A 23,137-nucleotide genomic window follows, 5' to 3' on the forward strand; every position below is an offset into this window, starting at 1 on the left:
TGCTACAAAATAAATAGCTTACAACCCTACAGCATCAACGGTTTCAGCCATTTTTCTTTTAAAAACCACGGGAAAATACCCGTCGAAAACCGGCTGCCGCTGCTTGCCGCGCCATCGCCGCCAATGCTCTAATAGCGCCACGAAGGGGAGTAGCTCCCACTTCTTGCCGCACAGGGAGGTACCCACAGGGTACTGCTGCAAGAGGTATCAGCAAGTCGTCAATACGAAGTTACAACTTCCGGCTTGTTGGGCATAAATATCAGCATGACACCATGTCGAGCAAGACCTTCGATTGGAACCTGTTGCAGGTTTGGTCGAAGTACGTCAGGCGCCGTCACACCCTCGTGACGACTCCCCTCGCACCCCTCCTCCGCGCCTGCACCAGGTTGTTGATCGAAACGACAACTCGGAGCTTGTGCTCATGGAAATGTTCTCTACCGCGTGGCTGTCCGCGCTTCTCGCCATCGTCCTGATCGATCTCGTCCTTGCGGGCGACAACGCGATCGTCATTGCACTCGCCGCACGGCGCCTGCCCAAAAACCTGCAACGCAAAGCCATCGTCTGGGGTACCGTCGGCGCCATCGTCGTGCGCTCGGCCATGACGGTCGGCGTGGTCTGGCTGCTCAAGGTGCCCGGCCTGATGCTGGTCGGCGGCCTGGGCCTGCTCTGGATTGCCTACAAGCTGCTGGCCGACCAGGACCACGGCGACGAGCACGCCGAAGGCGGCGGCGCCACCACCTTCTGGGGCGCCATGAAGACCATCGTCATCGCCGATGCGCTGATGGGCATCGACAACGTGCTGGGCGTGGCCGGCGCTGCGCACGGTGCGTTCGATCTGGTGGTGATTGGCCTCTTGATCAGCATCCCGATCGTGGTCTTCGGCAGCACCCTGGTGCTCAAGCTGGTGCAGCGCTTCCCCGTCATCATCCAGCTGGGCGCCGCAGTGCTGGCCTTTACCGCAGCCAAGATGATCGTCAACGAGAAGCTGCTGGCCCCCTTCTTCAAGGGCGATGCACCGGCTCAGCAGATCGCCTATTGGGGCGTGTGCGCCCTCGCCGTGGTCGGCGTGCTGGGTGCCGGTTGGCTCCGCACGCGCCGCAGCGCCAGCACCAAGGAAGAACACATCGACGCCAGCAAGCTCGCCGCCCAGACCAGCCAGGACTGAGCGCCATGCAGCACACCATTCTTCTGCCCCCGTTTCACCACCCTGAAGGAGCCGCCATGGACAAGATCATTGTGTATGTGGACGACGCAGCCTATGCGCAGCAACAGCTCGCGCCGCTGCGCGGCAGCGCGGCCCACCCGCAGGCCGCGCATTGGGTCGTGGTGGCCTGCGCGCCACGCATGACGCACCGCATCAGCAAGTGGGTGAGCCACAGCGCGCGCGAGAACTGGCGCGCCAAATGGGCCGACAAGCTGTTTGGGCAGACCCTGCCCTGGCTGGCATCGCGCGGTGATACCGTGGTGCCAGTGCTGGCCAAGGGCCCGCTGCCCGAGCTGACCGAGCGCCTGCTGAGCGAGAACCCCGGCGCCCGCGTGCTCGACGCGCGCCGCCCCAAGTTCGGCCAGGACCTGCAGCCCGTCACCGACGAGCAACCCACCGTATCGCCCAACCGCTGGTCGGTGCCGGGCGCCGTGGTGGGCATGGGCGCGATGCTGGTGCTGGCGGCTGAGTAAACAGCGGCGTAGCCACCGTTCAAGGGGAGGCCGCAGGCCTCCCTTTTTCATGTGCGGTGCTATTCTCTGCCGCATGAAGCTGATCCTCAAATGGCTGCTGCACGCAGCCGCCCTGTTGCTGGTGGCCTATGTCTACAGCGGTGTGGAAGTGAAGAACTTCACCGCCGCCCTGATCGCCGCCGCCGTCATTGGCCTGCTCAACACGGTGCTGCGGCCGGTGCTGGTGGTGCTGACGCTGCCGGTCACCATCCTCACGCTTGGCCTGTTCCTGTTCGTCATCAATGCGCTGATGTTCTGGGCGGCATCGGGATTGCTCACGGGCTTTCACGTGGCCGGCTTTGGCGCGGCGCTGCTGGGCTCGCTGATTTATTCAGTGCTGAGCATCGTCATCGACTCAGCGGTCGGCGGCGTCTTCTCGAAGTCTTGACTCGGCCTCGCGCAGGCGGGTGTCGATGATGGACGCCTCGACGTAATCACCACCCTGCTTGCGCATCAGTTCCTGCCCGGCCTTGTAGCGGTCCACCGCGCCGGCCCAGTCCACATGCGCCACCTGCGCCTCGGCCTCGGCGCGCAGGGCGCGCAGCGGCTGGTTGATGGCGCGGTAGGCAGTAGCCAGCAATTGCCACGCCGTGGCGTCGCGCGGATGGGTCGCCACCCAGGTCTGCAGCCGGTCGGCCACGTCACGCGCGCCGCTGCCGTGCTGGCTGGCCTCGGCGTAATAGATCAGCTCAGGCCGACCCGCGGGTGCACCAGGCATCACCAGCGCTGCGGTGCGCGCGCCGTTGCCTGCGCGCAGCTCGATCTCGGCGGACAGCAGCCGCACCAGCCGCGCCGCCGGAGCATCGTCGGCCACCATGGGCGCCAGGCGCGCCACCTGTGCGCGCGCCCGGTCAAAGTCACGCTGCTGCACGTGGGCCAGTGCGCCCGCATACAACGCCACCATCTGCCGCCGCGGCGACTGGGCGCCAAAGCCGCCCTGGTCCGGCTCCGCCGCCCAGGCGCGCAAGGCGTCCACGCCCGGCCGTGAAATCACCCGCGCGCGCGCGGCGACCAGGGCATGCTCCAGGCTGCCGGAGGCGGCGCTGACCGTGACCGTCGGCAGGCTGGCCTCTGCGCCACTCGACGGCAGCGGCGCCGCCGGCCCGCTGCGCTGCGGGCGCGGCGCATCCAGCGGCACGCGTGCGCGCATGTCGGCAATGCGCTCGGTGGTCAGCGGGTGGCTGCGCAGGTAGGGAAACGAGCCGTTGTCGTTCAGGCGCGAGGCCTGTTGCAGCTTCTCGAACATGGCCGGAAAACCCTCCCCGTCGAAGCCGGCCTGGGTCATCACACCAAAGCCCACGCGATCAGCCTCGCGCTCCATGGCGCGCGAGAAATTGAGCTGCACCTGTGCCGACACCGCCGTGCCGCCCACGATCAGCGCATTCGCCGCCTGCGGGTTCTTGCTGGCCGCCAGCGCGCCCAGCACCATGGCCGCCAGCATCAGCGGCGTGGTGCGGCTTTGCTGCGTCATCAGGCGCGAGATGTGGCGCTGGGTGACGTGGCTCAGCTCGTGCGCCAGCACCGAGGCCAGTTCATCGCGTGAATCCGTCACCGCAATCAGCCCGGCATACACGCCCATGTAGCCGCCCGGCAGCGCAAAGGCATTCACCACGCGGTCGCGACCCAGCAGCAGCTCCCAGGCAAAGCGCTCGTGCAGCTCCTCGCTCATCTCGCCGCGCGCCTGCGCCGCCGCCAGCAGCGGCTGCCAGATGCTCTGCAGGTATTCCACCAGCACCGGGTCGTCAAGGTAATCCGGGTCGCGGTACAGCTCGCGCGCAATCCGGTCACCCAGGCGCCGCTCGGCGCCCGCCGTCATCTCGCTGCCGTCGCCCAGGCCGGGCAACTGGGCGCGCGACAAGGCCGGGCCCAGGCCCAGCAGCAGCGCCAACGCGGAACACAGAACGCGGCGCCCCAGGTCGCCGGCGCGGAGCGGGAAGAAAAAAGCCATCGCCGTATGATGCGCCAGACCGGGAAATGTTCGCCCCGATCACAGCCCACTGCATGAGTCCCCTCACCCATTTCGACGCCCACGGCCAGGCCCACATGGTCGACGTCGGCGCCAAGCCGGCCACCCACCGCGTGGCCATTGCCCGCGGCCGCATCAGCATGCGCCCTGAAACGCTGGCCCTGATCGAGTCCGGCACCGCCAAGAAAGGCGACGTGCTGGGCGTGGCCCGCATCGCCGCCATCCAGGCCGCCAAGAAGACCAGCGACCTGATCCCGCTGTGCCACCCCTTGGCCCTGACACGCGTTGCTATTGATTTCGAAGCTATATCCCCAGGCAGAACAGGGGCTGGGGCCATTATTTGTACTGCAACCGTGGAAACCGTCGGCCCCACCGGCGTAGAGATGGAAGCCCTCACCGCCGTGCAGGTGGGGCTGCTCACCATCTACGACATGTGCAAGGCAGCCGACCGGGGCATGGTGATGACCGACGTGCAGGTGCTGGAGAAGCACGGGGGCAAGTCGGGCAGCTACTCCAGCACTGCGGGATAAGCACCATGAAAAGTGGCCCCCACGCTCCCCGCTTCGCGTGGTTCGCTGCCCCCCGAGGGGGCGTTTTTCATCTTGGGGCGGCCCGGCAATGAAAAAAGCCGGCTGCGGGTGCAGCCGGCCGGGCTCAGGCTGAGAGCTTTAGAGCTGGATGCGCGAGATCTTCGCGCCCTGCAGTGACACGCCGGCCTCCAGGCCGACATTGGTCATCACGAAGCCCACCACTGGCTGCTGCACGGTATTGGTGTCGACGCTGCCGTTGGCGCCCACGTTGGCCACCGCCACCGTGGCATCCGCCCCCACCGTCCAGCCGCTGCTGTTGCGGAACTTGTCCAGCGCATCCTGCGTGGTGAACAAATAGATCACCGCCTTGGACTGCGCCCCGGCCTGGAAGCCGATCGAGCCTGCGGTGGTGCTGTAGTAGCCCTGCGTAGCACCATTCACGCGCAAGGCGCCACGGCCGTACTCAGCCCCGATCCCCAGGCTGGCCCCCACCACCGACGGGAACACCAGCACCCCACGCGACTTGGCCACCAGCTCGCGCGAGCCGGGCACGGTGTCATAGAGCTTGGAGAGCGAGGCATTCACCTGCGCGTCGATGGAGGTACGCGAGGAAGTGCCGCTGGCCTGGTCATTGGGACGGGTGGTGGTGCAGCCCACGAAGGCAAGGCTGCAGGCGGCAACTGCGGCGGCAAGGCCGACGCTGCGAAGCTTGATGGATGGCATGGAATGAACTCCTTTGGACATATCAGGCGGAAAAAACCCGCATATCTGCAGGTGCGCAAGGGATTGCGTCGCCATGGTAGGCCCGCGGGAATGCGGTTTTGCCAAGTGTGGAAGTTGGACTACGTGAGGTCGGGATGGAGAAGAAGCTGGATTGTCGATTTGTACGAAAACACGGATTTCACATACCAAGGTCTTTTGTCAAAATTTTTGCTAAATGAGGTTGAGAGCCATTTGAAATTCGAATTCAGAGATTCAATAAAAAAGGCCCTTAAGGGCCTTTTTTAAAACTACTCTTGCGCGTCATTAGACCTTGGGAGTAGGTTTTATCAAGTGCATTCCTTAGGTTTCAGCTTTGCAGCGACACTCGACGTGCAAGTCCATTTGCCAGGATCGGTTGCCGCATCATCCGCTATGCGAGTCCAGGTAATGGTTTGGTTATTCACTTGCGAGCCACCGATCAGCGTGCAGACAATAGTACCTGCACCTTTATTGGCTACAGCAAAGGTCGCGGCAATTGCACACCTCTTGGTCGAGGTTTGCAGCCCAATGTCCGTAGCCGTAGTCACAGCGGTTCCATCGGTAATACTCGTTTCTACTTTCGTTTGACCAGGGGTTATTTCCCCCAACCCAGCCGCAACTTGCGCCTTGGCTGTGTAATCCTGATAAGCCGGCAGTGCCACAGCCGCCAAAATACCAATAATCGCCACAACGATCATCAATTCAATAAGGGTGAAACCCTTTTGAACGCTACGCGAAATAGAACGCTTCATAGAAAACTCCTGGGGGTGTTGGGAGGGGGAGGGACCCGGTAGCGCAGCAGCTTCCATGCCAGGGCACTTGCACTTCGTTTCACATCCATACAGCTGGATTCCCGACAAGTCCGGCGGCTGGGGCTGTCACCTTTGCTAGCCCAAAGATACGGGTTGACACTTTTGTCGGCTTTGTCACAGCTCTATGAACTGGCCGGCCTGGAGTTGGACTATGCGGCGGGTGAGCAGGGCTGGTGGCGCTGCTGTGGCTGTGCCGATCTCGCCCATGATGGCGGCGGTTTCGGCGGGCTTGGTGTGGGTGATGTAGACCGGGTAGGCCTGCCGGGCATTGATCTGGGCCAGTTCCTGCGCCAGCGCCTGGGGGCACAGATGCTGGCTGCGCCGGGCCAGCGGGGCCTCGTGGTCGCTGAAGGCGGTCTCTATGACCAGGGCGCCGACATTGAGCTGGTTGACCCGGCGCCAGAAGGCGGGGTTGGGCCCGGTGTCGCCGGTGAAGACCCAGCAGGGGCCGCCCTCGCTCACGGCAAAGCCCACGGCCGGCACGGTGTGGGCGGCGGGCAGCACCTCGATCTGCTTGCCGGCAATGGCCAGCACCTGGCCCACCTCGATTTTATGCAGGCGGATGAACGGCGCCTGCGGCGACGGCAGGCGGGTGAAGTCGGGCCAGATGAGGTCGTTGAAGATGTGAGCGCGCAAGGCGACCACGGTGCCAGGCAGGGCATGCACGCAGATCGGGGTGCTACGGCGCGCACTGATAGCGTCGGCCATCAAGGGCAGTGCGGCGATGTGGTCCAGGTGGCTGTGGGTGAGCAGCACGTGGTCGATGCGGGCCATCTCGTCCAGGCTCAGGTCGCCCACGCCGGTGCCGGCATCGACCAGCAGGCTCTCGTCCACCAGGAAGGCGGTGGTACGGCAGTCGCGGGCGATGGCGCCGGAGCAACCGAGCACTCGGATTTTCATGGGTAGTCTCTTGGAACGTAAGGGCTACTTGGTATCGAAGCGGGTGGTGCCATCCCAGTCTGCCGGCGGGGGCGATTGCCGGGCGGCGACTATGCGCGCCAGGTACAGCGCGTGCAGGGCCTCCTGGCCGGCGGCGGGCGCCAGGTCTTGCAGCAGGGCCTGGGCCTGGTCCCAGTCACGGCGGCGGTAGGCTTCAAGCATAGCGGCCCACGCGGCGTCGGGCTCGGCCGATGCCCCCGCGCCTTGCGGGCTGAAGACGCCGACAGCCTGCTGCTTGCCCTGGACCCGGACCCGGTCCAGCTCGCGCCAGGTAAAGCCTTCGCCAGCCTGCTGGCGGGTACTGTCGCTGGCCACAATGGCCACGCCGTAGACCTTGGACAAGCCCTCCAGCCGCGCGCCCAGGTTGACCGCATCGCCCACCACGGTGTAGCTGCGGCGGATGTCCGAGCCCATGTCGCCGACGCACATGCTGCCGGTATTGAGGCCGATGCCAATGTCGACCTGTGGCAGGCCACGCGCGCGGTGCTCGACGTTGAGCGCCTGCACCGCATCGACCATGGCCAGCGCGGCGGCGACGGCCAGGCGGGCATGCCCGGGCTCCGCCACCGGCGCGCCCCAGAAGGCCATGACGCAGTCGCCCATGTATTTGTCTATGGTGCCGCGATGGGCGCGAATGGTCTCGGTCAGCCGGCTGAACACGCTGTTGAGCAGCGCCTGCAGGGCCAAGGGCTCCATGCGCTCGGACAGGGCGGTGAAACCGCGCATGTCGCAGAACATCACCGTCAGTTCGCGGCTGGCGGCCTGCATGCTGTAGCGCCCCGGCTGCCTGAGCATTTCCTGCACCAGCTCGCGCGGCACATAGGTGCCGAACAGTTTTGCCAGTTGGCGCTTGGCGCGGCTTTCGACAAAGTAGCCGTAGGCGATGTTGAGGCCAAACGCGGTCGCCACCATCAGCAGTTGCGCCGCCAGCGGCAGCACCAGCGCCGCCGCGCGGTAGAGCCAGAAATTGAGCCCGGCCAGCGCAGCCGCAAGCGCCAGCGCCAACCCGGCGCCGGCCGGCACCGACAGCAGCGGCAGCGCAAACGCCAGCAGCAGGCCGGCCACCAGCAGGGCCAGCACTTCGTAGCCGGTGGCGTAGTCGGGCCGCGCCGGGCTGCGGCCATCCAGCAGGCCCGAGATCACGTTGGCGTGGGTTTCAACGCCGGGATAGGTTTCACCGACCGGCGTCACGCGCAGGTCCTGCAGGCCCGGCGCCGTGCTGCCCACCAGCACGACCTTGCCCTTGAGCTGGCCTGCCGGCAGCCGCCCGGCCAGCACGTCCGAGGCGGACACGTAGCGAAAGGAGCCGCCGCGCGCGCCGCCCGGCCCGCGATAAGGCACGAGCGTGGCCGCACGCCTGTCCACCGGCACGGACTGCAGGCGCTCACCCTGGTGCAGCAGCAGGCCTTCCAGCACCTGGGGCTGGTCCGCGCGCTGGTCGGGCGCATAGGCCGGCAACAGCTCGGGCTGACCGCGCAGCAAACGAAACACGGCCAGCGCCAGCGATTCGTAGTAATGGCCCTGGTACTGGGCCAGCAGCGGCAGGGCGCGCACCACGCCGTCGGCGTCGGTGATGGCATTGAAGAAGCCGGCATGCGCTGCGGCGGCGCTCAGGTTGGGCAGATTGGCGCCATAGCCGTTCCAGGACAGGGCATGGATGCCCGGCGGTGCAAGGTCTTGCGCGCGCAGCACGGGCGCTGGCAGCGCGCCCTTGGTACGGCCGTCGCGGTCACTGGTGAAGTAATAGCCCAGCGCCACCGGCCGCTGCGCCAACGCATGGGCAAAGCGCTGGTCGTAGTCCAGCTGCGGCGCTAGCTGCCGCAATTGCTCGGCAAAACCCGGCTGCTGGCGCAGCGGCCCCTGGGCCAGTTGCTGCAGGCTGTGCAGGCCGGAGCTGTCATCGGCCTCGGCAAACAGCACATCGAAGCCGAGCACGGCCACCTGTTGCCGGTCGAACAGCTCGTCCACCAGTTGCGCCATCTTGTCGCGACCCCAGGGCCAGTGGCCGAGCTCGGCCAGGCTCTTTTCGTCGATGTCGACGATGGCGATGCGCTCGTCCAGCGTGCGCGGCATGGTGGCCCGCAGGCGCAGGTCGTACAGCGCGTCATCCAGCCGGCGCAAGGGAGCCAGCTCGGCCATGCCGATGGCGTGCAGCAGCGCAATGCCCACCGGCACGAGCGTGACGCCGATGCGCAAGCAATGGCGGGACAGCAGCCCCATGGAAACCGGGCGGGAGAGGCTGGTGCTCAGCCCAGGGCGTGGTCGAACTGCATGCGCACGCCGGCCAGTTCGACCAGGTCGCCATGTCGCAGCACCACGGGGCCGGACTGCAGCGGCGCGCCATTGATGGAGGGCACAGCGCCGCCCTCGACATAGCTCAGGATGAAGCCGCGGCCACGACGCGTGATGGCGGCAATGCCGATGCCGGATTTGCCTATGGTGGTCACGACCTTGACCAAGGCCAGCTTGCGGCCGGCCGCGGCACCGCTCAGCACCTGGATGGTGGGCGCCTGGGTGGCGGCCATCACTGGCTCGGCCGTCAGGGCGGTCTCGGCAAAAACGGAGGGCGGGCCGCTGTCGGGCTCAGCCGGCAGCGGTGGCTCCAACTGGGCCACCGCCTGAACCGGCGGCGGCGCCGGTGGTGTAGCCAGCGACGGGCGTGGATCGTGTTCGAAGCGGAGCTGGTACTTGCCTATGCCGATGATGTCGCCACTGCACAGTACCTGGCGCTCGACCCGCTTGCCATTGACGAAGGTGCCGTTGGTGCTGCGAAGGTCTTCCACCAGCACCTCGCCGTCGGCGCCCAGGTGCATCGTGGCGTGCTCGCCGCTGACTGCGAGGTTGTCGATCACGACGTCGCTGTAGGGCCGGCGGCCGAAGGTGGTGTGCTCCTTGACCAGTACCACTTCCCGAAGGGTGACGCCCTCGAGCGACAACAACAGCTTGGCCATGCCCGACTCCTGATCCGGTTGCTTGTGTGGCCCGCGCCGCCGCTCTATCTGCCCAGCCAGCGGGCAATGCGTCCAGGCATACGGGGTGGGCCCTCTACCTGTATCAGCACCACGCTGACATTATCGCGTCCGCCTGCGGCGTTCGCGGCTCGCACCAGCGCCTCGGCACTACCGCCCATCGGAAGATCAGAGGCCAGCAGCCGGCCGATGGCCGGGTCGTCGAGCATGTCGGACAAACCGTCCGAACACAGCAGGTAGCGGTCGCCCGGCTCCACGGCGTGGTCGGACAGGTCCAGCCGCACCTCGGCCTCTACGCCCAGCGCGCGGGTCACCAGGTTGCGGAAGGCCGCAGCGGCGGCGTCCTCGCGGCGGATCCGGCCGGCGTCGAGCTGCTCCTGCAGCACGGAATGGTCGCGTGTGAGCTGGCGCAGCTGGCCGCCGCGCAGGCGATAGCAACGCGAATCCCCGACGTGGCCGACCAGCACGCGCCGGCCAAGGAACACGGCCAGCACCAGGGTCGTGCCCATGCCTTGGTACTCGGGATGGCCGCGCGCGGCCTCGACGATGGCGAAGTTGGCATCGGCCACGCAGCGCTGCATGGCGCGGCGCAGCTCGCGCACCGATGGCATGCCGGGCTGCGCCTGCCGCCAGCGGCCGAATGCGGCATGCACCGAATGGGTGGCGATGCCGCTGGCGACCTCGCCCGCGTTGTAGCCGCCCATGCCGTCGGCCAGCAGCGCCAAGCCCAGCGCCGCGTCATGCAGGACGGCGTCTTCGTTGTTCTGCCGGACGCGACCGGTGTCGGAGAGGGCGTGAAACTGGTAGTGCATCGCAGGCGACGGGTCGCGGACGGCCGCCCACAATCTGGTCGGGCGGCGCATCATAGAGCAGCCCGACGCCGCGCGCTGCGGCGTTTTGCCTGGGGGCAAGCTCACCCCCGAGCGATTTGCGCTCAGGCGCCAGCGGCTGGCCGCGCGCCGCGGGCCTTCAGCGTCTTGCCGACAAGCACCACGAAGGCGGCGCCTGCTGCTGCGGCAGCGTAGTGCAGCCAGTGGTTGCCTTCCAGCACGCCGCTGAGCGCGGTGTCACCCATGATGGTTTCGCCACCGACCCAGCCGATCAGGGCGGCGCCCAGCAGCACGATGATGGGGAAGCGCTCCATCAGCTTGATCATGAGCGAGCTGCCGAAGACCACCAGCGGAATGCTGATCGCCAGGCCCAGCACCAGCAGCAGCATGCTGCCCTGGGCCGCGGCGGCCACGGCGATGACGTTGTCCAGGCTCATGACCAGATCGGCGATCAGGATGGTGCGCACGGCCGTCATCAGGTTGCCGTATTCCTTGGATTCGCCTTCACCCTCATCCTCTTCACCCAGCAGTTGCACGCCGATCCAGAGCAGCAGGCAGCCGCCGACGATCTGCAGGTAGGGCAAGGCGAGCAGCTTGGCCGCGACCACGGTGAGCACGATGCGCAGAACCACGGCGGCGCCGGAGCCCCACAAAATGGCCTGTTTCTGCTGGTGCGGCGGCAGTGAGCGGGCCGCCAGCGCGATCACCACGGCGTTGTCGCCGGAGAGAATGATGTTGATCCAGACGATCTTGAGTAGACCGATCCAGAAGTCGGGACTATTGAGGACTTCCATCCGTTGCTCCTGTTATGAATAAAGAAGCGCTCCGGGCCAACCTGCCCCGGAGCGCTTCTTTTTGTAGAGCGGAGTGTAAAAGCCCCCTGGGCCGGCGCAGATGCGTAATTCTGCGTACGGCCCCTGCCCACAGTCTGCTTAGAGCTTTGCCTTCAGCAGCTTGGCCAGTTCCGAGAAATTACGCGTCACGGTGAAGCCGGACTCTTCCATGATGGCGAGCTTGGCTTCGGCGGTGTCGGCGCCGCCCGAGATCAGCGCACCGGCGTGGCCCATGCGCTTGCCGGGAGGCGCGGTCACGCCGGCGATGAAGCCGACCACCGGCTTCTTCATGTTGAGCTTGCACCAGCGGGCAGCGTCGGCCTCGTCCGGACCGCCGATTTCGCCGATCATGATGACGGCATCGGTTTCCGGGTCGTCATTGAAGGCCTTCATCACGTCAATGTGCTTCAGGCCGTTGATCGGGTCGCCGCCGATGCCGACTGCGCTCGATTGGCCGAGGCCGATTTCGGTCAGTTGCGCAACTGCTTCATAGGTCAGCGTGCCGGAGCGCGAGACCACGCCGATGCGGCCCTTGCGGTGGATATGGCCGGGCATGATGCCGATCTTGATCTCGTCGGGCGTGATCAGGCCGGGGCAGTTGGGGCCAAGCAGCAGGGTCTTCTTGCCGCCAGCGGCTTCCTTGGCCTTCATGCGGTTGCGCACTTCGAGCATGTCCTTGACCGGAATGCCTTCGGTGATGCAAATCGCCATGTCGAGGTCGGCTTCGACAGCTTCCCAGATGGCGGCGGCAGCGCCTGCCGGCGGCACGTAGATCACCGACACGGTGGCGCCGGTCTGCGTGGCGGCTTCCTTGACCGAGCCGAAGATCGGGATGTTGAAGATCGACTCGCCGGCCTTCTTCGGGTTCACGCCGGCCACGAAGGCGTTCTTGCCGTTCGCGTATTCCTGGCACTTTTCCGTGTGGAACTGACCGGTCTTGCCCGTGATGCCTTGGGTGATGACCTTGGTGTCTTTGTTGATGTAGATCGACATGACGTTTCCTTAGGCTTTCTTGACTGCTGCGACGACCTTCTGGGCCGCGTCCGCCATGGTGTCGGCGCTGATGATAGGCAGGCCCGAATCGGCCAGCAGCTTCTTGCCTTCGACTTCGTTGGTGCCCTTCATGCGCACGACCAGCGGCACTTGCAGGTTCACGGCCTTGCAGGCTGCGATCACGCCGGTGGCGATGGTGTCGCACTTCATGATGCCGCCGAAGATGTTGACGAGGATGGCTTCCACGTTCTTGTTCTTCAGCATGATCTTGAAGGCTTCGGTGACCTTCTCGGGGGTGGCGCCGCCGCCCACGTCCAGGAAGTTGGCCGGCTCGCCGCCGAACAGCTTGATGGTGTCCATGGTGGCCATGGCCAGGCCGGCACCGTTCACCAGGCAGCCGATGTTGCCATCGAGGCTGATGTAGGCCAGGTCGAACTTGCTGGCTTCGACTTCGGCTGCGTCTTCTTCGTCCAGATCGCGGTAGGCCACGATCTCGGGGTGGCGGAACAGCGCGTTGGAGTCGAAGTTGAACTTGGCGTCGAGCGCCATCAGCTTGTTCTTGCCGTCACGGTTCAGCGGGTTGATTTCCACCAGCGACGCGTCGGTTTCCATGTAGCACTTGTAGAGCTTCTGGAAGATGTCGATGGCCTGTTCGGTGGACTCGGCGGGCAGGCCGATGCCGGCAGCGATCTTCTGGCCTTGTTCGGCGGTGAGGCCGGTCAGGGGATCGATGTACTCGGTGATGATCTTTTCGGGGGTGGAATGGGCCACTTCCTCGATGTCCATGCCGCCTTCGCTGGACGCGATGAACGCCAGCTTCTGCGTGGCGCGGTCGGTCACGATGGAGACGTAGTACTCCTTCTGGATGTCCGCGCCGTCTTCGATGTAGAGGCGACGCACCTTCTGGCCTTCGGGGCCGGTCTGGTGGGTCTTGAGCTGCATGCCCAGGATCTCGCCAGCGATGCGCTTGACGTCTTCGATGGTCTTGGCAACCTTCACGCCGCCGCCCTTGCCGCGGCCACCCGCGTGAATCTGGGCCTTGACGACCCAGACCGGGCCGCCAAGTTTCTGGGCGGCTTCGACCGCCTCCTGGACCGTGAACGCAGGGATGCCGCGCGGCACGGGCACACCGAAGTTGCGCAAGATTTCCTTGCCTTGGTATTCGTGAATCTTCATGAGGGCTCTCTCAGGAGAAAGGATGGACGGCAGACCCGACGGCCGGAGGTAGAGATGAGGGAGATGCGTTAAGCAAGAAACCTGTGCTGGCAGCGGGCATGGGGCACAGCAACCGTCGACTGTATCATGGGCGCTTCCACGCCCCCTGCCGGCCCCCGGCTGCCCTTTGTCCACGGCGTGGGAATCCACAGGAACACAAGGGAATGTCCAAGGTCTTCATCGATGGCGAAGCCGGTACCACCGGCTTGCAGATCCGCGAACGGCTTCAGCAGATGCCGCAGATCGAACTGGTGAGCATTGCGCCCGAGCGGCGCAAGGACCCAGTCGCCAAGCGAGAACTGATCGCCGGCGTGGACCTGGTGGTGCTGTGCCTGCACGACGATGCGGCGCGCGACACCGTGGCCATGGTCGATGCGCTGCCAGGCCATCGCCCGAAGATCATCGATGCCTCGACCGCGCACCGCGTGGCGCCGGGCTGGGTGTTTGGCTTTCCGGAGCTGGTCGCGGGCCAGAAGGATGCCGTGGCCGCCGCCGATCGCGTGGCCAACCCGGGCTGCTATGCCACCGGCGCCATCGCGCTGCTGCGCCCCCTGATCGATGCGGGCCTGCTGCCGCCGGATTTCCCGGTGGCGCTGCCTTCGGTCAGCGGTTACTCGGGCGGCGGGCGCAGCATGATCGAGGCCTACGAGGCCGGCCAGGCACCGCTGTTCGAGACCTATGCGCTGGGCCTGACGCACAAGCACATTCCCGAGATCCTGCAGTACACCGGCCTCACGCGCCGGCCGGTGTTCATCCCTTCAGTGGGCAACTTCAAGCAGGGCATGCTGGTGCAGTTGCCGCTGCACCTGGACCTGCTGCCCGGCAAGCCCAAAGCCGCCGACCTGCACGACGCGCTGGCCGCGCACTATGCCAAGAGCAACACGGCCGAGCAGTTTGTGCAGGTGCTGCCGCCCACCGCCGACGGCAAGCTCGATGCGCTGGCGCTGAACGACACCAACCAGCTTGAGATCCGCGTGTTCCCGAACGAAGACCACCGCCACGCGGTGCTGATCGCGCGCCTGGACAACCTGGGCAAGGGCGCGAGCGGGGCTGCCGTACAAAACCTCAAGCTGATGCTGGGCTTGTAGCCCTCAGCCCTCGTCGTCCCAGCCGCCGGCGAGCACGCGGCGCACTACTTCAGAGGCGAAGCCTCGCGTCATCAGGAAGCGGGTTTGCCGGGCGCGCTCGGCAGCATCTGCGGGTGGCGCGTCGAACTTGCGCTGCCAGACGGCGCGGGCGCGGGCCAGTTCTGAATCCTTGAGGCCAGCCAGTGCGGCGGCCATGAGTTCGGGCGCTATGCCTTTTTGCTGGAGTTCCTGGCGGATGCGCGCAGCGCCCAGACGGGCGGCGCGGCGGTGCACGACGGATTCAACGACGCGCGCCTCGCTCAGAAAGCCCTTGGCGGTGAGCTCGTCCAGCACGCGCTCGATCTCGCCGGGCTCTTCTTCATGGGGAGCGAGCTTGCGGCTCAGCTCGGTGCGGGAGTGCTCGCGCGCCGACAGGTAGCGCAGCGCGCGGCCCTTGAGGGACAGTTGACCGAAGGCCATCGCGGCTCAGGCAGCTACTAAAATAATAGCTACCTGCCCAGGTGCAGCCTGGGTTTCAGCCACTTTTCTTCCAAAAGCCGCAATCCTCATTCCGCCGTGGCAGTGACAGGCGCGCTCACCACGTCGGCGGGCAGCAGGGCGATGCCCAGGCTTTCGCGCACCTTGTTCTCGATCTCGCGCGCCAGCTCGGGGTTTTCGCGCAGGAACTCGCGTGCGTTGTCGCGGCCCTGGCCGATCTTCTCGCCGTTGTAGGCGTACCAGGCGCCGGATTTGTCGACGATCTTGGCGATCACGCCCATGTCGATGATTTCGCCCTCGCGGCTGATGCCTTCGCCGAAGAGGATGTCGAACTCGGCCGTCTTGAAGGGCGGACTGACCTTGTTCTTGACCACCTTGACCTTGGTTTCGTTGCCGATCACCTCGTCGCCCTTCTTGATCGAGCCGATGCGGCGGATGTCCAGGCGCACCGAGGCGTAGAACTTGAGCGCGTTGCCGCCAGTGGTGGTTTCTGGCGAGCCGAACATGACGCCGATCTTCATGCGGATCTGGTTGATGAAGATGACCATGCAGTTGGTCTTCTTGATGGTGGCGGTGAGCTTGCGCAGCGCCTGGCTCATCAGGCGGGCCTGCAGGCCGGGCAGGGAGTCGCCCATTTCGCCTTCGATTTCGGCCTTGGGCGTGAGCGCGGCGACCGAGTCGATGACGATCAGATCGACCGCGCCAGAGCGCACCAGGCTGTCGACGATTTCAAGCGCCTGCTCGCCGGTGTCGGGCTGGGAGATCAGCAGCTCTTGCAGGTTGACGCCGAGCTTTTGGGCGTACTGGGTGTCGAGTGCATGTTCGGCATCGACGAAGGCGCAGGTGCCGGCCTGGCGTTGCATCTCGGCGATGACCTGCAGCGTGAGCGTGGTCTTGCCAGAGGATTCCGGGCCGTAGATTTCGACCACGCGGCCGCGCGGCAGGCCGCCCACGCCCAGCGCCACGTCCAGGCCCAGCGAGCCGGTGGAGACGACCTGGATGTCGGCAATCACCTCGCCTTCGCCCAGCCGCATGATGGTGCCCTTGCCGAATTGCTTTTCGATCTGGGCCAGCGCGGCTTGCAGGGCCTTGGCTTTTTCGGCAGCGGCGGCGGGGTTCTTGACGGGAGCGTCCATGTGAAAAATCTCCTGAAGGATCAATGACTTGCAGAAATCCGGGCCACTGATTCAATGAACAGCCTGGATGCTTGAACAGTAGTGTATGGAGCTTGTCTTTCGTCGTAAACCTGATTTTTAGTCAGTTTGCCTTACCATTTTCCAATGGACGACAACACGCAATCCGGGCCCGACGACGGCTGGCGGCAGGCCCACCTGGGGCGGCTGATGGGCGAGGCCTTGCGCCGCTTCGATGCGCGCGTGCTGGAGTGGATGGCGCACGACGAGGCGGTGCCGCTGGCGCTGTCCAACCTGGCGGCGCGCTCGCAGGTGAGCGCGGCCCATGTGCACATCACGCGGCACCTGGCGCTGGAGGGCTCGCGCCTGACCGACCTGGCCGCCGCCGCCGGCATGAGCAAGCAGGCCATGGGCGACCTGGTGGACCAATGCACGGCCTGGGGCCTGGTGGAGCGCGGGCCCGATCCGTTTGATGCGCGCGCGCGGCTGGTGCGCTTCACGCCGGCCGGCCTGGGCTGGCTGGCTGGCTTTCGCCGCGCGGTGCAGCATGCCGAGGCCGAGTTCCAGGCCGAGGTCGGGGCCGAGGTGGCGACGGTGGTGCGGCTGGGGCTGGAGGTCTACGCGCGTTAGACACCCGCTTGCGAAGCCGCGAAGTAGCCCCACAAAGCCGCCATACGGCATGGACCGCGCGGCCCTCCCTGCGGTACCCTGCGTACTCACCGTACATTCGCTTTCACCGCCCGTTCGTGACGCCCCCCGCCCCTCTTTCCACCGCACCAGTGCGGCCAGACCGCCGCCGGGCCTGCGCCGTGCTTGGGACGCTGACCGTGGCCGCACCTGCGCTGCGGGCAGCACCGGCGCTGCGCATCCTGACCGAGGAATATCCGCCCTACAACTTCACGCAGGACGGCCGCGTCACCGGCCTGGGCACCGAGGTGGTGGAAGCCGTGCTGGCACAGATCGGCCTGCAGGCGGCCATCCAGTCGCTGCCCTGGGCGCGCGCCTACGAGACGACGCTGGCCGAGGAAAACGTGCTGATCTATTCGATCAACCGCTCGGCAGAGCGCGAGCGCCTGTTCAAGTGGGTGGGCGTCGTCGCGCCCAGCGACTACTACCTGTTTGCGCTGCGCAGCCGCCGGCTGGACGTGACCAGGATCGAGCAGGTGCGGGCGATGCAGATCGGCACGGTCAAGCAGGACATCGGCGAGCAGCGGCTGCTGACGCTGGGCTTCATGCCCGGCGACAGCCTGCAGTCGGGCCCGCGCCACGACCTGAACTACCAGAAGCTCAAGGCCGGCCGCATCGACCTGTGGGTGATGAACGAGCTGGGTGCGCGCTGGATCGCGCGGCAGGCCGGCGACGACCCGGCCCAGACCCTGGAGCGCGTGCTGCGCCTGCCCGACCAGGGCCCGGGCGGCAACTACATGGCCTTCGGGTCGAAGACCGCCGACGCGCTGGTGGAGCGCTTTCGCGGCGGGCTGGCGGCACTGCACCGCAACGGCACCTACGAGGCGCTGCAAAGGAAATGGCTGCAGTAGGCGACAGCCTCCCCAGCACAGCGCCCGGCGCCTCCGCGCGGCTGGCGCTGGGCACGCGGCTGATGCTGGCCACGCTCGGCTTCTGCCTGGTGTTCACGCTGCTGACGGTGACGGTGCGTACCTGGTCGGCTTGGCGCAGCGGCGTGGCGGCGATGTCGGCCGACCTGACCCTGCTGGAGCAGGTGTTCCAGCCGGCGCTGGCGCGCTCGATCTGGGACATGGACCGCGACGCGCTGCAGGTGCATGTGGACAGCCTGGCCAACGCCGCGCCGGTGGGCAAGGTCGAGCTGACGATCAACGCCGGCAGCCGGCCACCCGAGGTCTTCAGCCGCCAGCGCCTGGACTGGCAGCCTTCGCAACTGGCGCCGGTGCGCCGCGTGGCGCTGGCGCATGCACCCTTTCCAGGCGGCCTGGAGACCGTGGGCAGCCTGACGCTGTATGGCGACGAGCGCGTGCTCTGGTCGCGCCTGCGCAGCGAGGTGCTGACCATCGGCCTGACCCAGCTGGTGCAGTCGCTGCTGCTGGCCAGCCTGGTGGTGCTGGTGTTTGGCCGGCTGGTGACCCAGCATGTGCAGCGCATCGCCACCCACCTGGAGCGGCTCACGCCCGAGACACTGGACCGCCCGCTGGCCCTGCAGCGGCCCGCCGGGCGCCAGGATGAACTCAGCCAACTGGTGGCCGGCGTCAACCACCTGCAGGCCAATTTGTCGGACTACCTGCAGCGCCAGCAGCGCTACGAGCACGAGCTGGCCGACCACCGCGACCGGCTGGCCGAGCTGGTGCAGGCGCGCACCGTCGAGCTGGAGGCGGCCAACCGCCAGTTGCAGACCCTGTCGCGCACCGACCCGCTGACCGGGCTGGCCAACCGCCGGCATTTCGACGAGGCCGCCACCACCGAATTCCAGCGCGCGCGCCGCAGCGGCCAGCCGCTGTGCCTGCTGCTGGCCGACATCGACTACTTCAAGCGCTACAACGACCGCCACGGCCATGCCGCCGGCGATGCCAGCCTGGTGCGCATCGCGCACAACCTGCAGGGCTGCGCCAGCCGCGCCGGCGAGCTGGTGGCGCGCATCGGCGGCGAGGAATTCGCCGTGCTGCTGCCCGGCACCCCGGCCGCGCAGGGCCGGGAGCTGGCCGAGCGCATGTGCCAGGCCGTGGCCATGCTCAACATCGCGCACGGGGCCTCTGATGTGGCCGACCACATCACGCTGAGCGTGGGCGTGGCGCAGTACGACGCCAGCGGCACGCCGGACTTCCACACGCTGTTCCACCAGGCCGACGCGGCGCTCTACCGCGCCAAGCACCAGGGCCGCAACCAGGCCAGCGGAGGCGACTGAATGCCCTGCACACACTGCCTTCGCCCCCTGCTGCGCACGGCCTGCGGCCTGCTGCTGGCGGCCGCCGCCTGCGGCGCGGCCGCGCAGGCGGTGCGCGTGGTGACCGAGATCACGCCCTACACCTTCGACGAGAGCGGCACCCAGTCCGGCCCCGCCACCAAGCTGGTGCGCGCCACGCTGGAGCGCGCCGGCATCAGCGACTACCGCCTCGACGTCTACCCCTGGGCGCGCGCCTACGACAAGGCCCTGGGCGAGCCGGGCGTGCTGATCTACCTGATCGCCCGCACGCCCGAGCGCGAGCCGCTGTTCCAGTGGGCCGCCGAGGTGATACGCACCCAGTACCACCTGTACCGCCTGGCCGAGCGCAACGACATCGGCGTGGGCAGCCTGGCCGACGCGCGGCGCTACACCATAGGCGTGGTGCGCGACGACCTGCGCCACCAGTACCTGCAGCAACACGGCTTCACGCGGGTGACGGTGTCGGCCCAACAGCAAGACAACGTACGCCGGCTGCTGGCGCGGCAGGTGGACCTGGTGCCGCTGACCGAGGTCGACGCCCGGCAACAATGCCGCAACAGGCAGCCGCAGTGCAGCGGCCTGGTGCGCGTACTGACGCTCGACGAGCTGACCACCCAGCTCTACATGGCCTACAGCCGCGGCACGCCCGCCGCGCTGGTGGAGCGCACGCGCGATGCGTTCGAGCAACTGCGCGCCGAAGGCGCCGTGCACCGCGCCTTTGCCGGCCTGCCCGGCACCGTGGTGTCCGATCCGGCGCCGCCGAAGCGCAAACCCTGAGCAGCGCAGCAGCGCCCCGCTCCTAAAATTTGCCCGAGGCGCGCCCTGCGCGCCCAAGGAGACAACTATGCGGATCCTGATAGCCGAAGACGACCAGGTGCTGGCCGATGGCCTGCTGCGCACGCTGCGCGCCTCCGGCGCGGCGGTGGACCACGTGGCCAACGGCAGCGAGGCCGACGCCGCGCTGCTGACCAACGACGAGTTCGACCTGCTGATCCTCGACCTGGGCCTGCCCCGGCTGCATGGGCTGGAGGTGCTGAAGAAGCTGCGCGGCCGCGGCTCCAGCCTGCCGGTGCTGATCCTGACCGCCGCCGACAGCGTGGAAGAGCGCGTGAAGGGCCTGGACTTTGGCGCCGACGACTACATGGCCAAGCCCTTCAGCCTGCAGGAGCTGGAGGCACGGGTACGCGCCCTGACCCGGCGCGGCATGGGCGGCACCAGCAGCACCATCAAGCACGGCCCGCTGCTGTACGACCAGGCTGGCCGCGTCGCCACCATAGACGGGCGCATGGTCGAGCTGTCGGCGCGCGAGCTGGGCCTGCTGGAGGTGCTGCTGCAACGCGCCGGCCGCCTGGTCAGCAAGGACCAATTGGTGGACCGCCTGTGCGAATGGGGCGAAGAGGTCAGCAACAACGCCATCGAGGTCTATATCCACCGCCTGCGCAAGAAGATAGAGAAAGGCCCGATCCGCATCGCCACGGTGCGCGGCCTGGGCTATTGCCTAGAGAAGATTCCGGGTTGAGAAAAATCAAAAACCATAGCTACATGCCCAGGTCCCGCCTGGGCTACAGCCACTTTTTGCTTAAAGCCCCATCTTGAAACTGTTCCAGCGCCAGCAGCGCTCGCTGTTTGGAGAGATCCTTGACTGGATGCTCACGCCGCTGCTGCTGCTGTGGCCGGTGAGCCTGGCGCTGACCTGGCTGGTGGCGCAGGGCATTGCCAACAAGCCCTTCGACCGCGCGCTGGAATACAACGCCCAGGCGCTGGCCCAGTTCGTCACCTGGAAGGACGGCCAGGTGCAGTTCAACCTGCCGCAGCCGGCCAGCGAGCTGCTGCGCGCAGACGATGCCGACACGGTCTTCTACCAGGTGCGCGGCCTGCGCGGTGAGGTGCTGGCCGGCGACCGCGACCTGGCGGAGCCGGCCGATGAATCGCGCGCGCCGACCGGCCAGGTGCGCCTGCACGACGACGAGCTGCGCGGCCTGAGCGTGCGCGTGGCCGCGACCTGGGTGCGCTTCACACCGGCCACGGCGGCGCTGCCCGCGGCCGAGGTGCTGGTGCAGGTGGCCGAGACGCGCGAGAAGCGCTCGGTGCTGGCCACCGAAATCATCAAGGGCGTGATGCTGCCGCAGTTCGTCATCCTGCCGCTGGCGGTGCTGCTGGTGTGGCTGGCACTGGCGCGCGGCATCAAGCCGCTGTCGGAGCTGGAAGAGCGCATCCGCGCGCGGCCGCCCGATGACCTGAGCCCGCTCGACGAAAAAACCGTGCCGATGGAGGTGGTGCCGCTGGTGTCCTCGGTCAACGACCTGCTGCTGCGCCTGCACGCCTCGGTGGCGACGCAAAAGCGCTTTCTGGCCGACGCCGCGCACCAACTCAAGACACCGCTGGCCGGCCTGCGCATGCAGGCCGACCTGGCGCAGCGCGAAGGCACCAGCACCGAGGAACTGAAGCTGTCGCTGCAGCAGATCGGCCGCGCCAGCATCCGCGCCACGCACACCGTCAACCAGCTGCTGGCGCTGGCGCGCGCCGAGAGCAGCGGCACCGCCTTCACCGCCGGCCAGCCCTGCGACCTGGCGCGCATCACCATGGAGGTGGTGCGCGAGGCCGTGCCGCGCGCCATGGAAAAGCGCATCGACCTGGGCTACGACGGCCTGGCGCCCGGCGCGCCGGGCGTGGCGCTGCACGGCCACCCGACGCTGCTGAAGGAAATGATCCGCAACCTGGTGGACAACGCGATTGCCTACACGCCCTCGACCGCCGCGCAGCCGGGCGTGATCACCGCGCGCGTGCTGGCCGACGCCTTTGGCGGCGTGGCGCTGCTGCAGGTGGAAGACTCCGGCCCCGGCATCCCCGAGGCCGAGCGCGAGCGCGTGTTCCAGCCCTTCTACCGCGCGCTGGGCACGGATGTGGATGGCTCGGGCCTGGGCCTGCCGATCGTGCGCGAGATCGCGCTGCTGCACGGCGCGCGGGTCGACCTGGAAGACGCCCAGCCCGGCCGCCAGCCGCCGGGCGCGCGCTTTACCGTGCGCTTCACGGCGGCGGCAGCGTTGCCGTAGCGGCTGGCTCGGGCTCGACCAGGGCCAGCAGCCAGTTGCGGAACTGGTCCAGCGTGGCGAGCTGGGCGCGCGCCTCGGGGTAGCAGAACCAGTAGCCCTGCTCGCTGCGGTAGCCGCCGCCGGCCAGCGGCTCGGCCACCACGCCGGCGGTGATCTCGTCCTGCACCAGGCAGCGCGGCACCAGGGCCACGCCCATGCCGACCATGACGGCGCGGATCATGGTCTGGAACTGGTCGAACTGCGGGCCGGCCAGCGGGTCCATGCCTTGCACGCCATGCGCCTCGCTCCAGCGCAGCCAGGCGTCGGGCACGGTGACGTGGCGCAGCAGGGTGCAGCGCGCCACGTCGCGCGGCGTGCGCAGGGGCACCTCGGCCAGGCCGGCGCGCGGCGCGATCAGCGCCACGTCGCGGCCGGCCAGGTAGTGCGAGCGCGCACCCGGCCAGTGGCCATCGCCAAACAGGATGGAGCAGTCCAGCTCCGGCCGCTGGAAGTCGTAGCCGTGCACAAAGGGCACGAAGTGCAGCGTGGTCTGCGGGTGCCGGTGCTGGAAGTCCGGCAGGCGCGGGATCAGCCACTTGGCGCCGAAGGTGGGCAGGGTCGACAAATGCAGCGCGCCGCCGCCGTCGCCGCTGGTGAGCAGCTCCAGCGTGGCCGCCTCCAGCTGCGCCAGCAGGGCGCGCACGGCTTTCTCGTAGCGCTCGCCGGCGGGCGTCAGGGCCAGGCGCTTGCGGCTGCGCTCGAACAGGGTCACGCCGATCCAGCGCTCCAGCTCTTGCACCTGCTTGCTGACCGCGCTTTGCGTGAGGTGCAGCGCCTCGGCCGCGCGCGAGACGCCGCCAAAGCGCACCACGGTAGAGAAGGCGCGCAGCAGGTGCAGGGGCGGGTTCAAGCGGCGCAAAGACATGGTGAAACCCCATCAAAACATTCCCAACTGGAATGTTATCAGGTA

Annotated in this window: 24 protein-coding genes; 11 read left to right on the top strand and 13 right to left on the bottom strand. The window is 67.2% G+C overall.

Translation table 11 applies throughout. From position 1 onward, the window contains the following. The first annotated feature begins 421 nt into the window (after positions 1 to 421). From AAFF27_25425 to AAFF27_25435, 3 genes are all read left to right on the top strand, one after another. Positions 422 to 1,165 carry a TerC family protein gene (locus AAFF27_25425; protein ID XAH23278.1) on the top strand — a complete coding sequence of 248 codons (744 nt, stop codon included), beginning with the start codon at positions 422 to 424 and terminating at the stop codon, positions 1,163 to 1,165. A 56-nt stretch (positions 1,166 to 1,221) separates the two neighbouring features. Further along, positions 1,222 to 1,677: a hypothetical protein gene (locus tag AAFF27_25430; protein XAH23279.1), complete on the top strand. Its 456-nt coding sequence runs from the start codon at positions 1,222 to 1,224 to the stop codon at positions 1,675 to 1,677. A 73-nt stretch (positions 1,678 to 1,750) separates the two neighbouring features. Beyond that, positions 1,751 to 2,104 carry a phage holin family protein gene (locus tag AAFF27_25435; GenBank protein XAH23280.1) on the top strand — a complete coding sequence of 118 codons (354 nt, stop codon included), beginning with the start codon at positions 1,751 to 1,753 and terminating at the stop codon, positions 2,102 to 2,104. Here AAFF27_25435 and AAFF27_25440 read toward each other — a convergent pair. Continuing rightward, positions 2,072 to 3,664 carry a M48 family metalloprotease gene (locus AAFF27_25440; GenBank protein ID XAH23281.1) on the bottom strand — a complete coding sequence of 531 codons (1,593 nt, stop codon included), beginning with the start codon at positions 3,662 to 3,664 and terminating at the stop codon, positions 2,072 to 2,074. The genes AAFF27_25435 and AAFF27_25440 overlap by 33 nt on opposite strands. Positions 3,665 to 3,717: 53 nt before the next feature. Between AAFF27_25440 and moaC the strand changes: the two genes are divergently transcribed. Next, positions 3,718 to 4,212, top strand: a complete 495-nt coding sequence (gene moaC / locus AAFF27_25445; protein ID XAH23282.1) for a cyclic pyranopterin monophosphate synthase MoaC — start codon at positions 3,718 to 3,720, stop codon at positions 4,210 to 4,212. A 138-nt stretch (positions 4,213 to 4,350) separates the two neighbouring features. Here moaC and AAFF27_25450 read toward each other — a convergent pair whose 3' ends face one another. The 9 genes from AAFF27_25450 to sucC all read right to left on the bottom strand — a co-directional run bounded on the left by AAFF27_25450 (position 4,351) and on the right by sucC (position 13,505). Then, positions 4,351 to 4,935, bottom strand: coding sequence for a YSC84-related protein (locus tag AAFF27_25450; GenBank protein ID XAH23283.1), 585 nt, complete (start codon positions 4,933 to 4,935; stop codon positions 4,351 to 4,353). Between the two features lie 326 nt (positions 4,936 to 5,261). Next, positions 5,262 to 5,705 (bottom strand): pilin, encoded by a 444-nt coding sequence (locus AAFF27_25455; GenBank protein XAH23284.1) that lies wholly within the window; start codon positions 5,703 to 5,705, stop codon positions 5,262 to 5,264. A gap of 174 nt (positions 5,706 to 5,879) precedes the next feature. Beyond that, entirely contained in the window at positions 5,880 to 6,665 is a 786-nt protein-coding gene (locus AAFF27_25460; GenBank protein ID XAH23285.1) for a 3',5'-cyclic-nucleotide phosphodiesterase, read from the bottom strand. A 24-nt stretch (positions 6,666 to 6,689) separates the two neighbouring features. Then, complete coding sequence (locus tag AAFF27_25465) at positions 6,690 to 8,924, bottom strand: adenylate/guanylate cyclase domain-containing protein (GenBank protein XAH23286.1); 2,235 nt, start codon at positions 8,922 to 8,924, stop codon at positions 6,690 to 6,692. 26 nt (positions 8,925 to 8,950) lie between these two features. Continuing rightward, a complete protein-coding gene (locus AAFF27_25470) occupies positions 8,951 to 9,655 on the bottom strand; it encodes an FHA domain-containing protein (protein XAH23287.1) in 705 nt (234 codons plus the stop codon). Between the two features lie 44 nt (positions 9,656 to 9,699). Next, a complete protein-coding gene (locus AAFF27_25475; GenBank protein ID XAH23288.1) occupies positions 9,700 to 10,485 on the bottom strand; it encodes a Stp1/IreP family PP2C-type Ser/Thr phosphatase in 786 nt (261 codons plus the stop codon). 122 nt (positions 10,486 to 10,607) lie between these two features. Further along, entirely contained in the window at positions 10,608 to 11,297 is a 690-nt protein-coding gene (locus tag AAFF27_25480) for a TerC family protein (GenBank protein XAH23289.1), read from the bottom strand. A gap of 138 nt (positions 11,298 to 11,435) precedes the next feature. Then, positions 11,436 to 12,329: a succinate--CoA ligase subunit alpha gene (gene sucD, locus AAFF27_25485; GenBank protein XAH23290.1), complete on the bottom strand. Its 894-nt coding sequence runs from the start codon at positions 12,327 to 12,329 to the stop codon at positions 11,436 to 11,438. A gap of 9 nt (positions 12,330 to 12,338) precedes the next feature. Continuing rightward, positions 12,339 to 13,505, bottom strand: coding sequence for an ADP-forming succinate--CoA ligase subunit beta (gene sucC, locus AAFF27_25490; GenBank protein ID XAH23291.1), 1,167 nt, complete (start codon positions 13,503 to 13,505; stop codon positions 12,339 to 12,341). A 203-nt stretch (positions 13,506 to 13,708) separates the two neighbouring features. On the opposite strand from sucC, the gene argC reads away from it, so the two are divergent. Continuing rightward, positions 13,709 to 14,632: an N-acetyl-gamma-glutamyl-phosphate reductase gene (gene argC / locus AAFF27_25495; GenBank protein XAH23292.1), complete on the top strand. Its 924-nt coding sequence runs from the start codon at positions 13,709 to 13,711 to the stop codon at positions 14,630 to 14,632. A 3-nt stretch (positions 14,633 to 14,635) separates the two neighbouring features. On the opposite strand, the gene recX is transcribed toward argC, so the two are convergent. Both recX and recA read right to left on the bottom strand, forming a co-directional pair. Beyond that, a complete protein-coding gene (recX, locus tag AAFF27_25500) occupies positions 14,636 to 15,091 on the bottom strand; it encodes a recombination regulator RecX (GenBank protein XAH23293.1) in 456 nt (151 codons plus the stop codon). Positions 15,092 to 15,177: 86 nt separating this feature from the next. Further along, positions 15,178 to 16,245: a recombinase RecA gene (gene recA, locus AAFF27_25505; protein ID XAH23294.1), complete on the bottom strand. Its 1,068-nt coding sequence runs from the start codon at positions 16,243 to 16,245 to the stop codon at positions 15,178 to 15,180. A gap of 144 nt (positions 16,246 to 16,389) precedes the next feature. On the opposite strand from recA, the gene AAFF27_25510 reads away from it, so the two are divergent. From AAFF27_25510 to AAFF27_25535, 6 genes are all read left to right on the top strand, one after another. Continuing rightward, on the top strand, positions 16,390 to 16,872 hold the full coding sequence (locus AAFF27_25510; protein ID XAH23295.1) for a MarR family transcriptional regulator: 483 nt from the start codon (positions 16,390 to 16,392) through the stop codon (positions 16,870 to 16,872). 116 nt (positions 16,873 to 16,988) lie between these two features. Beyond that, complete coding sequence (locus AAFF27_25515; GenBank protein ID XAH23296.1) at positions 16,989 to 17,780, top strand: transporter substrate-binding domain-containing protein; 792 nt, start codon at positions 16,989 to 16,991, stop codon at positions 17,778 to 17,780. Further along, entirely contained in the window at positions 17,768 to 19,117 is a 1,350-nt protein-coding gene (locus AAFF27_25520; protein ID XAH23297.1) for a GGDEF domain-containing protein, read from the top strand. The genes AAFF27_25515 and AAFF27_25520 overlap by 13 nt, the downstream gene beginning before the upstream one ends. Continuing rightward, positions 19,118 to 19,912 (top strand): hypothetical protein, encoded by a 795-nt coding sequence (locus AAFF27_25525; GenBank protein ID XAH23298.1) that lies wholly within the window; start codon positions 19,118 to 19,120, stop codon positions 19,910 to 19,912. A 67-nt stretch (positions 19,913 to 19,979) separates the two neighbouring features. After that, positions 19,980 to 20,654: a response regulator transcription factor gene (locus AAFF27_25530; GenBank protein ID XAH23299.1), complete on the top strand. Its 675-nt coding sequence runs from the start codon at positions 19,980 to 19,982 to the stop codon at positions 20,652 to 20,654. Positions 20,655 to 20,727: 73 nt separating this feature from the next. Then, positions 20,728 to 22,188, top strand: a complete 1,461-nt coding sequence (locus AAFF27_25535; protein XAH23300.1) for a sensor histidine kinase N-terminal domain-containing protein — start codon at positions 20,728 to 20,730, stop codon at positions 22,186 to 22,188. On the opposite strand, the gene AAFF27_25540 is transcribed toward AAFF27_25535, so the two are convergent. After that, positions 22,163 to 23,092, bottom strand: coding sequence for a LysR substrate-binding domain-containing protein (locus AAFF27_25540; GenBank protein XAH23301.1), 930 nt, complete (start codon positions 23,090 to 23,092; stop codon positions 22,163 to 22,165). The two genes, AAFF27_25535 and AAFF27_25540, sit on opposite strands and share 26 nt — an antisense overlap. Positions 23,093 to 23,137: the final 45 nt, after the last annotated feature.

Origin of the sequence: Xylophilus sp. GW821-FHT01B05 (genome assembly GCA_038961845.1) — a bacterium.
Lineage (GTDB): Bacteria > Pseudomonadota > Gammaproteobacteria > Burkholderiales > Burkholderiaceae_C > Xylophilus.